Genomic DNA, 11,666 nt, shown 5'->3' on the forward strand with positions numbered 1-11,666 from the left:
TGCGGCGAGGGCTTTGATGATACCTGAGTCCTTTGTCCAGGAACTGCTCGCCCGTGTCGACGTTGTCGACGTCGTGGGGCGTTACGTGCAGTTGCGCAAGGGTGGCGCCAATCTGCTTGGCCTCTGCCCATTCCACAACGAAAAAAGCCCTTCCTTCACGGTAAGCCCCACCAAGCAGTTTTATCATTGCTTCGGTTGCGGCGCGCACGGTAGTGCCATCACCTTCCTGATGGAGCACACAGGCGCCAGCTTTCCCGAGGCGGTTCGCACGCTCGCGGGCAGCGTCGGCATGTCCGTGCCTGAAATGCAGCGCAGCCCGCGCCAGCAGGCTGCCGACAGGCGACGCAAGGAAGAAGTCTCTCGCCACCAGCAGGTGCTGGATATGGCCCAGGCGCACTACGCTCGAGAGCTCAAAGGCTCGCAGAGCGCCATCCGTTATCTCAAGCAGCGCGGGTTGTCCGGTGCGACGGCGGCCCGCTTTGGCCTGGGCTGGTCTGGCACAGACCGGCGCGGCCTGGCGGCTGTGTTCCCGCACTACGAAGATCCAATTCTGGTCGAGTCGGGCCTGGTGATCGAATCCGAAGACGGACGCCGCTACGATCGCTTTCGCGAGCGGATCATGTTTCCGATTCGCAATGGCCGCGGCAAGATCATCGGTTTCGGTGGCCGCATCATTGGCAAGGGCGAGCCCAAGTATCTCAACTCTCCTGAAACACCGCTGTTTTCCAAAGGCCACGAGCTGTATGGCCTATGGGAAGGGCGAACCGGCATACGCAGCGAAGGCTTTGTGCTGGTGGTCGAAGGGTATATGGATGTGGTCGGGCTGGCCGAGCACGGTATTGGCAATGCCGTGGCAACGCTGGGTACAGCCACCACGCCGTATCACATCCAGAAGCTGCTGCGCGCCAGCAACCGCATTGTGTTCAGCTTCGACGGCGACAAGGCCGGGCGCCGGGCAGCATGGCGGGCGCTCACCACCTGCCTGCCCTTGGTGCGTGACGATGTCTCGATGCGCTTTCTGTTCCTGCCGGCGGAGCACGACCCAGATTCTTATATCCGCGAATTCGGCAGTGAGGCGTTCCGGGCTACGGCTAACGAGGCGATACCGCTGTCGCGCTTCATGCTCGAAGAGCTTGCCGGGCGCCACGCCATGAACGAAGCCGAGGGGCGCGCCGCCTGCGTACATGAAGCCAAGCCGTTGTTGGTCACGCTGCCGGAAAGCGCCCTGCGGCTGCAGATCGAGCGCGAGTTTGCGCGCATGGTGCTGCTTACGCCCGAAGAACTGGCTCGAATGCTGGCTGAGATGCCCGCCCCGGCCGGCCGAGAGAGTGCAGTGGAGCCTGTGGCGGATGGCCTGGTGCAGTTGCCGGCCCGCAGGGGGCCTGCTGCGCACGGCGGCTCGGTCGAGGCGCCTGCTGCTGTCGGCGGCGCCGGCGACGAACCGCCCGGCTTTATGGACGACGCCCCCGATTTTGGCGGCGTCCCCGCCGAGTTCACGGCTCACGATATAGAGCCGTTCTATGATGAACCGTCGGCTGCGGAATATGGCGGCGGATACGGTGGCCCATCGGGGCCGGCTGCTGGCAGCACATGGAAGGGCAGGCGAGAACGAGGCGCGGGAGAATCTGGCGCGCGTGCGCGTATGGGTTTTCGGCAGGGTGGTCGCGAGCCGCGCGGCGGGCAACGGCCGCATGCCGGGGCGCGGGCAGTCACGCCTATGGCAAAACGTCTGCTGCGTCTCTTGCTGGCGCATCCCGAGCTTGTTTCGACGCTAGGCGACCAGCAGCTTGAAATTTTGCATCAAGGCCCCCATCTTGTCCTTGTACGAGAATTGATCACGCTGGCAAACATGAGCGGCGCGCGCCATGCGGGTGCCTTGCTGCAGGCGGCCGAACCCGGTTCCGACCTGGCAGGCGTACTGGCATCGCTGTCTCCCGAACTGCTCGCCGGCGAGGAGTTGCCCGACCCTCAAACTGAATGGAATGATGCGCTGCGGCGTATTGAACTGGACGCCATCAAGGCAGAGCAATCGGCATTGATTGACGCAGGCCTTGCCGACGATTTGTCCAGAAGGCGGTATCAAGAGTTGACGCGACGAATTGCATTGATCACCAATGCCCCGTAGCATTTAATTGCAGTAAAATAGATAGTTTTCGCGCATTAATGACGGCTTTAGATGGCCCACAGGTGCGTGATCCAGCCAGCCACCATTGCCTTGCGTACGATTAGCCAAGGACAGCATACCCAGCACAGGCGGCCAGGATCCGTGTCGGTGTGTCACACCACAGCCGTACGCGGCGCGAATGAGTTTGCCCTGCAGTCCGCGCCAGGCGTCCCGCCTGCGGCGCGTATCTGCATTTACGGAAGCGACTTATGAGCAAAGTGACCGGTAAAACCCCTCAGATGGCCGAAGAGGTCGTCAAGAAAGCCAAATCGCTGGCGGCGGCCAAAGGTGTCGACAAGGCATCGGTCGAGGCTGGGGCAGGTGCGGATGCGTCCGCCACCAAGGCAGCCAAGAAGGCGCCCGCCAAGCGTGCGGTGCGCAAAGCTGCTGCGCCAGAGGGGGCCGCCAAGCCGGCGCGCAAAACCGCCAAGGCTGCCGATGACAGCAAGGGGCCGGCCAAGGCCCGCGCCGGCGCAACCGGCCGTCGTCCTGGGCGCCCGGCCAAGAATGCCAATACCGATTCGGTCGATTTCACCGACGACGACAACGGCGACGCTGAAGTCATTCCAGAGCTCAAGCCGCTGCCCAAGCGTGGCAAACGAGGCAAGGGTGACAAGGATGCGCCGTCCCGCAGCCAGATGACACCCGAAGAACAGGAAGCGCGCCGCAACCGGCTCAAGATCTTGATCAAGCTGGGCAAAGAGCGCGGCTACCTTACCTACGGTGAAATCAACGACCATCTGCCCGACGATCTGGTGGACGCCGAAGCCATCGACGGCATCATCAGCACCTTCAGCGACATGGGCATCTCGGTCTACGACCAAGCGCCCGATGCCGACACCTTGCTGATGAGCGACAACGCCCCGGTTGCCTCCAACGATGACGACGTCGAGGACGAGGCCGAGGCAGCATTGACGACGGTGGACTCCGATTTTGGCCGCACGACGGATCCGGTGCGCATGTACATGCGTGAAATGGGTACGGTCGAGCTTCTCACCCGCGAGGGCGAAATCGAGATCGCCAAGCGCATCGAAGATGGCCTCAAGCACATGGTCATGGCTATCGCTGCGTGTCCCACCACCGTCAACGAAATTCTCCAGCATGTGCAGCGCGTTCGCGATGGCCAGGCTCAGATCGATGAAATCGTTGACGGTCTGATCGACCAGGAAGGCGAAGAGTACGCCGGCGCCGGTGTGTCCGTGGATAGCGATGAAAGCGAAGACGGTCCGGCCGGTGGCATGAGCAGCAAACAGCTCGAGTACCTGCGCACCAAATCCCTCAAGAAGTTCGAGGTGATCGGGACGTGGTTCGAGAAAATGCGCAAATCGTTCGAGCAGGACGGCTACCGGGCTGACGACTACAACCAGGCCCAGGAAGCCATTCTCAATGAGCTGATGGGGGTGCGCTTCACCGCCAAAATGGTCGAAAAGCTTGCGGATACGCTGCGCGAGCAGGTTGCCCAGGTACGCACCCTTGAGCGTGCTGTACTGCATACCTGCGTAGATCGCGCCGGCATGCCGCGCGCACACTTCATCAAAGCTTTCCCGGGCAACGAGACGAACCTGGAGTGGGTGCTGCAGGAAGTGGCCGCCGGCCATTCCTACTCAGAAACGCTCGAGCGCCACGTACCGGCAGTGCATGAGCTGCAGCAGAAGCTGATTGACCTGCAATCAAGCGTCGTGCTGCCGCTGAAAGACCTGAAGGACGTCAATAAGCGCATGGCCACTGGCGAAGCCAAAGCTCGCAAGGCCAAGCGTGAAATGACCGAAGCCAACTTGCGTCTGGTGATTTCGATCGCCAAGAAGTACACCAATCGAGGCCTGCAGTTCCTGGATCTGATCCAGGAAGGCAATATTGGCCTGATGAAGGCGGTCGATAAGTTTGAATACCGGCGCGGCTATAAATTCTCCACCTATGCCACTTGGTGGATACGCCAGGCCATTACACGGTCCATTGCCGACCAGGCGCGCACCATTCGTATTCCGGTGCACATGATCGAAACCATCAACAAGATGAATCGCATCAATCGCCAGATCCTGCAGGAAACCGGCGCCGAGCCCGATCCAGCAACCTTGGCGCAGAAGATGGACATGCCCGAAGACAAGGTGCGCAAGATCCTCAAGATCGCCAAAGAGCCGATTTCGATGGAAACCCCAATCGGTGACGACGATGATTCGCATCTGGGTGATTTCATCGAGGACACGGGCACGTTGTCCCCGTCCGAGTCGGCGCTGCACGGTTCTATGCGTGATGTGGTGAAAGAAGTGCTTGATTCGCTTACGCCTCGCGAAGCCAAGGTGCTGCGCATGCGTTTCGGCATCGAGATGAGCACCGACCAGACGCTCGAAGAAGTCGGCAAGCAGTTTGACGTGACGCGCGAGCGCATCCGCCAGATCGAGGCCAAGGCGTTGCGCAAGCTGCGCCACCCCAGCCGTGCCGACAAGCTCAAGAGCTTCCTGGAAGGGCAGTAACCATAACGGTGTATACCAGTGCCACTGGCAGGGCGCAAACATTGCGCCTTGCCAGTGTCTGGAAGCCATCGCCCCGCACGCCCTACAGGCATTGCGGGGTTTTTTTCGCTGCGATGCTACATTGGCGTCATGGCATCATATGTGGACGATGCATGCGTGATGATTGTCGGTAATCGTCTGGTGCTCACTGAAGGAGACGGCAGTATGTCCTGGACCATAGATCTGAACTGCGACATGGGCGAAAGTTTCGGCGCATGGCCGATGGGTAATGATGTACAGGTGCTGCCGCATGTTACGTCTGCCAATATCGCCTGTGGTTTTCACGCTGGTGATCCTACAACGATGCGCAAGACGGTGGCCGAGGCGTTGCGGCATGGCGTTGCGCTGGGTGCGCATCCAGGGCTGCCGGATCTGGTGGGTTTTGGCCGCCGCAATATGGCCATCAGGCCCGCTGAAGCCTATGACATGGTGGTGGTGCAGATCGGTGCGCTTGCCGCGGTCGCGGCCACCCGAGGCGCCCGGCTCCATCATGTCAAGGCACATGGCGCGCTGTACAACATGGCTGCGAAAGACCGCGCGCTGGCCGAAGCCATTGCGCGCGCCGTGCGCGATGTAGATCCTGCCCTGGTGTTGTATGGTCTGGCAGGCAGCGAATTGGTGCGGGCAGGTGAGGCTGCGGGGCTAGTGGTAGCCCAGGAAGTCTTCGCAGACCGCACCTACCAAGCCGACGGCAGCCTGACACCGCGCAGCCAGCCCGGCGCGATGATTGTGGATGTGGACGAATCGCTGCGCCAAGTGCTGCGCATGGTGAAGGAAGGGCGCGTGACGACGCTGCAAGGTGAAGATATTGCCGTGCAGGCCGACACGCTGTGCGTGCATGGCGACCAGCCTGGAGCGGTGGCGTTTGCCCGTACGATCCGGGATGCGCTGGCGGCGGCAGGGGTCACTGTTTGTGCGCAGGCGCGGCGGGTTTCCTGAATGTTGCCAGGGCGTGTGCCGCGCCCCCTAGCACCAAGCCCCAGAAGGCGCTGCCTACTCCCATCAGTGTGAGGCCGGAAGCGGTGCATAAAAATGTGATGATTGCAGCCTGGCGGCCATCTTCATCCGCCAGAGCTGCGGTAAGGCTATTGCCGATGGTGCCCAGCAGTGCCAAGCCGGCAATTGCGGCGATGAGCTCCGCCGGAAACGCCGCGAACAATGCCACTACCGTCGCACCAAATATCCCGGTCAGCAGGTAGAAAACCCCGGCCCATATCGACGCTTTGTAGCGCTGGGCGGGGTTCGGGTCGGCGTCGGGACTCATGCAGATAGCGGCGGTAATAGCAGCCAGGTTGAATGCAAAACCCCCGAAAGGGGCCAGCACAACCCCGAGCGCCCCCGTCCAACTGATCAGGGGCGACGCCGGTGTCTGGTAGCCGTTGGCCCGCAGTACGGCTAGGCCCGGCACATTCTGCGACGTCATGGTAACGATGAACAGCGGAACCCCAACCCCAATCAATGCCGACAACGAAAACTCCGGTTTCATGAAGACGGGCGCGGCGGGACGCCACGAAAGGTTATCGAGGCGTATCAGGCCTAATACCGCCGCGGCCGCGATGCCAGCCACCAGCGCCAGCGGCACGGTATAGCGCGGCGCCCAAATCAGCGCGCCTAGAAACACGGCGACCATGAACAACACCAACGCCCATTGTGTCTGCATGGATGAAAACAGGGACATGCCGAAGCGCACGAGAATGCCGGCCAGCATGGCCGCCGCGAGATGGCGCGGCATATATTGCATCAGTTTCTGGAACCAGCCGGTCATACCGCTGAGCAGGATCAGCAGCGAAGAAAACAGAAAAATGCCCGTGGCCTGGCCCATGGTCAGGCCCGCCAGGCCAGTAACCAGCAGCGCTGCGCCCGGGGTGGACCAGGCAGTGAGGACCGGGCTGCGATAGTGTGCGGACAGGCCGATGCAGCTTGCCGCCATCCCTATGCCCAGCGCCCACATCCAGGAGTTGAGCTGGTCGGGGCTTGCGCCGGCTGCATTGGCAGCCTGGAAAATGATGGCCACTGAGCTGGTGTAGCCGACGAGCACGGCGATGAGGCCAGCTGTTAAATGTGAAACCCTGAACCCCTTGCCCACGCTGTTTCCTTTTATGGAGTGCGCCGCGAGCCGCCGGGTGGCAATGGCCGTGCGCGGCGGCCGGGACAGGGTGCGGCGTGAAAGCTGGGTATCCTAACGCGGAGCGGCACGATTGGCAATGACGATATGTTATAACATAACAATTTTATTGCCCGGAGAAATGCCGTGATTGCAAAACCCGCTCCCTTCGCCGCTTTTCTGGGTCTCGCACTCGGATGGGCGACCTCTGCCGCCGCACAGGACGCCGTTCAAATGCTCGATGCCGTTACCGTCAGCGCGTATCCGCTTGCGCCTGGCCGCAGCGATACGCTGGCGGTGCCCGCTGCCGCGCTGGATGGCACGGCCCTGGTGCTCAAACGGGAGGCGACACTGGGCGCCAGCCTCTCGGGCCTGCCAGGGGTGCATGCCGATACTTTTGGTGCGGGTGCCAGCAGGCCGGTTATTCGCGGGCAAACAGCGCCTCGCGTCAAGGTCCTGTCGGCGGGCTCGGCGCTCATGGATGCCTCATCGGTATCGCCGGACCATGCCATTACCAGCGAACCGATGCTTGCCGAGCGCGTCGAGGTGCTGCGTGGGCCGTCAGCGTTGCTGTATGGCGGCGGGGCGATCGGGGGTGTGGTCAACGTTCTCGACAACAAAATCCCTACCGCGATTCCCGAACAAGGCATTGAAGGCTTTGGCGAAGTGCGTGGTGCAACGGGCTCGAAAGAGCGGGCAGGGGCGTTCGGCATGACCGCCGGAGAGGGCAATGTCGCGGTGCATGTGGAAGGGGTGAGGCGCAAGTCGGGTGATTATCGCGTACCCGATTGGCCCGGTGGGCGGCTGGAGGGCTCACACGAGGAAAGCACAACCGGCAGCGTCGGGCTGTCCTGGATAGGTAGCCGGGGTTATACAGGTCTTGCTTACACGCACACCCGAAGCCGCTACGGTTTGCCTGGGCACGAGCACGAATACGAGAGTTGCCATCCGCACGGCAGCCATCTGCATTGCGGCAGCCACGGCCACGAGGGCGATGCGCAGCACGATGAGCATGAGCATGGCGGCGAGGATGCCCATGCGCACGGTGCGCCGTATATCAAATTGAAATCACAGCGCCTGGATGTGCGCGGCGAGTACCGTGATCCGCTGGACGGTCTGCGGGCGATCCGTTTCCGGGGCGGCGCCACCGATTATCGTCATGACGAGATCGAAGGCCATGAAATCGCCACAACATTCAGAAACCGTGGCCAGGAAGGGCGCATAGAGTTAGCGCATTATCCGATCGGTGGCTGGCAGGGGGTGGTGGGGCTGCAGGGCGCGCGCAGCCGCTTCAGCGCGCTGGGTGAAGAGCGTTTCATGCCCGAAGCCGTTACACGCAGCGCGGGCATTTTTGCCCTTGAAGAATACCGGCTTGGTGATTGGCGTTTCGAACTAGGCGCGCGGCACGAATGGCAGCGCATTGATCCAGAATCCGCACAAGCTTCGTCCAGGCTGCGCGGCAATTCGATGTCGGCTGCGGCGGTGTGGCATTTCGTCCCTCAATATGCGTTGGCCTTATCGCTGTCCAGATCCCAGCGCCTGCCCAGCGCACAAGAGTTGTACGCCCATGGCATCCACCTTGCCACCAATACCTATGAGCTCGGCGATGCGGGCCTGACGGCCGAAACCTCGCGCAACATCGACCTGACACTGCGCAAGCTTGAGGGTGATGCGCGCTTCAGCCTGGCGGTGTTCCACAACAGCGTGAAAGACTACATCTATGCCAACACGCTCGATCGTCACGAGGATTTTCGCCTTATCCAATACACCCAGCGCGACGCCCGCTTCACCGGTGTGGAGGGTGAGGCGAGCTACCGCTTCAGCCCCCATTTCACCGCCGGGGTATTCGGCGATCTAGTCTACGGCACATTGCGTGGCGGCGGCAATCTGCCGCGCATACCGGCGGCCCGTTTGGGCGTGCGGCTCAATACGGTCTGGCACCAATGGTCAGGCGGGCTCGAGGCCTACCGAGTGTTCAGGCAGAACCGCGTCGCCGACCATGAAGCGGAGACGGCGGGCTACAACATTGTGAATGCGGATGTTGCTTACGATGGGCGGTTGGGGGCGATGGATTACACCACCTATGTACGCATCAGCAATTTGTTCGATAGCTTAGCCTACAACCACGCTTCATTTGTATCCACGGCAGCGCCCCTGCCGGGGCGCCGGGTCATGGCGGGCATACGGGTGGCTTACTGATGCGAGGGGGGCTCAGGCGCGGCCGAAGCAATTGAAAAATACCCGGCAGAAATGCCGGCGCAACCAAGCCCGCCAAGCACGTCGCTGCGTGGCGTCGGCGCCGGCAATGGCGACCATCAGCAGTAAAAACACTGCACCGACGCCCAGTGTTGCAAGTGTCACAACGAAAAGAGGAACAAGCAATTGATTCATGTCGAACCTCCTAGGGGTTACCCTGATTCTACGCTAAATCTGTAGATCTGACAGGGTAGGACGGGGGGGCCTGCGCCGTCGTGGGGTGCAGCGCACGGGCTGCGTTTAGCGCAGCTTGACGAAGGTAGGAAAAACTACGCCTTTGCCGCTGGAGTACCACCATCCGGAGCAATCTAGAACTCGTAGGCAGCCACGGCGATTGCTCCCGCGGATTGGCGGCTCTTCCCCGAAATCGGCCATGTTGCGCGTGATCCCCGCGCGATGCAAAGCAAAAAGGGGTTGCGCATCCGTTTGCGTAACCCCTTGTTTTTGCTGCAAAATTCTGGTGGGCCCCCCGAGAGTCGAACTCGGCACCAACGGATTATGAGTCCGCTGCTCTAACCAGGCATGAGCTAGAGGCCCGTGAAACTGGCCACATGGGCGGGTGCGTTAAGGCTTGGGAACCTTTGGACAACACCCGCTACCGAGGTCGTGCAGGATCTGCACGACCGTGGCGGTCTGCAATTATTACACAAAAATCGGAAGGACTTTCCACATCCAGTGCTGCAGAGATGCCGCGGCGCAGCCCTTGGGTGCGTTGCATGATGTGCATAGTTGTCTTGAATTGCGCAACAGGTATTTATCCGACGCTGGTTGACGGATCGAATAGGACGAATAGCGGGTGCCGGCAGGCACATAACTTGCTACGGAGGTTTTCAATATATCAATAACCGATACAGGCGGCACCGGGAGCTTCCAATGGACTACTACTACGTCCCTTTCGTTTTGTACGGTATCAGCATGGGGTTGTTTGGTGCGCTTGCCCTGCTGTTGCACAGCCAGGACAGTCAGGATGTGGCGCAGCGTCCTCGTCGCAAAGCGCAGGTGCGCGCCCGCGTGTCTGCGGCGCCCCTGGTGTTGAAAAGCATGGAAACCTGCAGCCCGATATCGGGCGATGCCGCGTTGGTGCCGCGAAAAAGCGGGTCGCCGCGGGATTTGCCGGGTACGCTTGCGGGCGTATAGGGGCTCGCATCAGCTACACCTCCATCGTCGTGTGCGCATCATGCGGGGCGCGATTGGGCGGTCCATATTAGAATCGTGCCGTCGGCCGGGATACCCGGACGCCGGAGAAAGAAGCAATGGTGATACGCGCAGCAGTGACAATCTGTCTGACCGGTATGCTGGCCTGGGCGCAAGGCAGCTATGCCGCTGGGGGGGGGTGCACCACCCGATCGAGTGGTGATATCACGGGCGACACGCCCGCAGGTTCGTCCATGGCCGCAGGGCAGGTATTCGATGTTCCGTGCCGGGGCGGGATACGGGGCGAACTGCAGGTGTTGAGTGGTCGTTTCTTTGACGTGACGCTGCAGCTCGAACAATACGCACGTGATGGCTGGCGGGTTGTGCAAGGTGGCCAGCGCATTGCCTATAGTGCCATGCCTGGCATGTATCGGTTCACTGTGCGAAACAGTGCTTCTGACAACCCACAGGCCGCGCCCGCGGTGTGGCGTCTTCGTTATTCCCTTCCATTCTGATGCGCGGCGAACCGGCTCCCGCGCTTGCCTATCTGTGCCTGGCGACCAGCATGATGCTGGTGGGCAGCTATGTGGCACTGAGTAAACCGCTAGCTGCGGTGTTCCCACTGTTTCTGCTGGCATGGCTGCGATTTGGTATTGGTGGTGTGGCCATGCTTCGCTGGCTACGCAAGCCTGCACATGAACCCGTCCTGACACCGCGTATTCGTATGCTGGTGTTTCTGGAGTCCTTCCTGGGCAATTTTCTGTTTACGCTTTGCATGATAGGCGGCGTCAAGCTGACGGGCGCGGTGGCAGCAGGGGTGATTCTGTCGTTCACGCCCGCGGCGGTGGCCTTGATGAGTCGTGTGTTTCTTCAGGAGTCGATTTCACCAAGGGTATGGGTGGCAGTATGTCTAGGGGTGGTGGGCATAGGCCTGCTTTCCCTCTCGGCAGAGCACGGGGCGGCGCCAGCGGCAACGGTTGACTATGCATGGCTGGGAAATCTGTTGCTGGTGGGTGCGGTGTTTTGCGAAGCCGCCTACGCTGTCATTGGCAAGACACTTACGGCAGTGCTGAGTCCGAGGCGCATCAGTGCGATCATCAATCTATGGGGGTTTGTGCTGACATTACCGGCGGGCGTCTATGCGGCCTGGTATTTCGACTTCGCGTCGGTTGGGTTGGGTATATGGGCGTTGCTGCTGTTCTATGCCTTGGCGGCCAGCGTCTGGACGGTGTTGTTGTGGATGACGGGACTGCGTGGTGTGCCTGCGTCGCGGGCTGGGGTCTTCACGGTGCTTATGCCTGTGACAGCCGCGCTGGTGGGGATGATGGTATTGGGTGAAACGCTCAGTGGTGTGCAGTGGCTTGCATTTGCGCTTGCCTTGGCCGGGTTGATAACAGCCACGCTGCCGGGTAAAGGCGGCCGGGCGGGGCGGCAAGGATAAGAAAACTTGCGATTCTGACGGCTTGATACCTGGCGTTGCGGGGTACTATCTGACAAA

9 protein-coding genes and 1 tRNA gene are annotated in these 11,666 nt (G+C 61.1%); 7 read left to right on the forward strand and 3 right to left on the reverse strand.

Features of this window, described 5'->3' with window-relative positions; translation table 11 throughout:
* Nucleotides 1–16 precede the first annotated feature (16 nt).
* From dnaG to LOL23_RS00875, 3 genes are all read left to right on the forward strand, one after another.
* Entirely contained in the window at nucleotides 17–2,125 is a 2,109-nt protein-coding gene (gene dnaG, locus LOL23_RS00865; RefSeq protein WP_160976184.1) for a DNA primase, read from the forward strand.
* Nucleotides 2,126–2,373: 248 nt separating this feature from the next.
* Nucleotides 2,374–4,635 (forward strand): RNA polymerase sigma factor RpoD, encoded by a 2,262-nt coding sequence (gene rpoD / locus LOL23_RS00870; protein ID WP_160976186.1) that lies wholly within the window; start codon nucleotides 2,374–2,376, stop codon nucleotides 4,633–4,635.
* A gap of 204 nt (nucleotides 4,636–4,839) precedes the next feature.
* A complete protein-coding gene (locus LOL23_RS00875; RefSeq protein WP_160976904.1) occupies nucleotides 4,840–5,613 on the forward strand; it encodes a LamB/YcsF family protein in 774 nt (257 codons plus the stop codon).
* On the opposite strand, the gene LOL23_RS00880 is transcribed toward LOL23_RS00875, so the two are convergent.
* Complete coding sequence (locus LOL23_RS00880; protein WP_160976188.1) at nucleotides 5,579–6,760, reverse strand: benzoate/H(+) symporter BenE family transporter; 1,182 nt, start codon at nucleotides 6,758–6,760, stop codon at nucleotides 5,579–5,581. The two genes, LOL23_RS00875 and LOL23_RS00880, sit on opposite strands and share 35 nt — an antisense overlap.
* Before the next feature lie 165 nt (nucleotides 6,761–6,925).
* Between LOL23_RS00880 and LOL23_RS00885 the strand changes: the two genes are divergently transcribed.
* Nucleotides 6,926–8,977, forward strand: a complete 2,052-nt coding sequence (locus LOL23_RS00885; protein ID WP_439652060.1) for a TonB-dependent receptor domain-containing protein — start codon at nucleotides 6,926–6,928, stop codon at nucleotides 8,975–8,977.
* 12 nt (nucleotides 8,978–8,989) lie between these two features.
* Here LOL23_RS00885 and LOL23_RS00890 read toward each other — a convergent pair whose 3' ends face one another.
* Complete coding sequence (locus LOL23_RS00890; protein ID WP_160976190.1) at nucleotides 8,990–9,169, reverse strand: hypothetical protein; 180 nt, start codon at nucleotides 9,167–9,169, stop codon at nucleotides 8,990–8,992.
* A 323-nt stretch (nucleotides 9,170–9,492) separates the two neighbouring features.
* Nucleotides 9,493–9,571, reverse strand: a tRNA-Ile gene (locus LOL23_RS00895).
* A 336-nt stretch (nucleotides 9,572–9,907) separates the two neighbouring features.
* Between LOL23_RS00895 and LOL23_RS00900 the strand changes: the two genes are divergently transcribed.
* From LOL23_RS00900 to LOL23_RS00910, 3 genes are all read left to right on the forward strand, one after another.
* Nucleotides 9,908–10,171 (forward strand): hypothetical protein, encoded by a 264-nt coding sequence (locus tag LOL23_RS00900; protein ID WP_160976192.1) that lies wholly within the window; start codon nucleotides 9,908–9,910, stop codon nucleotides 10,169–10,171.
* Nucleotides 10,172–10,287: 116 nt separating this feature from the next.
* Nucleotides 10,288–10,683: a hypothetical protein gene (locus tag LOL23_RS00905; RefSeq protein WP_237172990.1), complete on the forward strand. Its 396-nt coding sequence runs from the start codon at nucleotides 10,288–10,290 to the stop codon at nucleotides 10,681–10,683.
* Entirely contained in the window at nucleotides 10,683–11,609 is a 927-nt protein-coding gene (locus tag LOL23_RS00910) for a DMT family transporter (RefSeq protein ID WP_160976908.1), read from the forward strand. The genes LOL23_RS00905 and LOL23_RS00910 overlap by 1 nt, the downstream gene beginning before the upstream one ends.
* Nucleotides 11,610–11,666: the final 57 nt, after the last annotated feature.

It is taken from the genome of Paracandidimonas lactea (assembly GCF_021653995.1).
Lineage (GTDB): Bacteria > Pseudomonadota > Gammaproteobacteria > Burkholderiales > Burkholderiaceae_B > Allopusillimonas > Allopusillimonas lactea.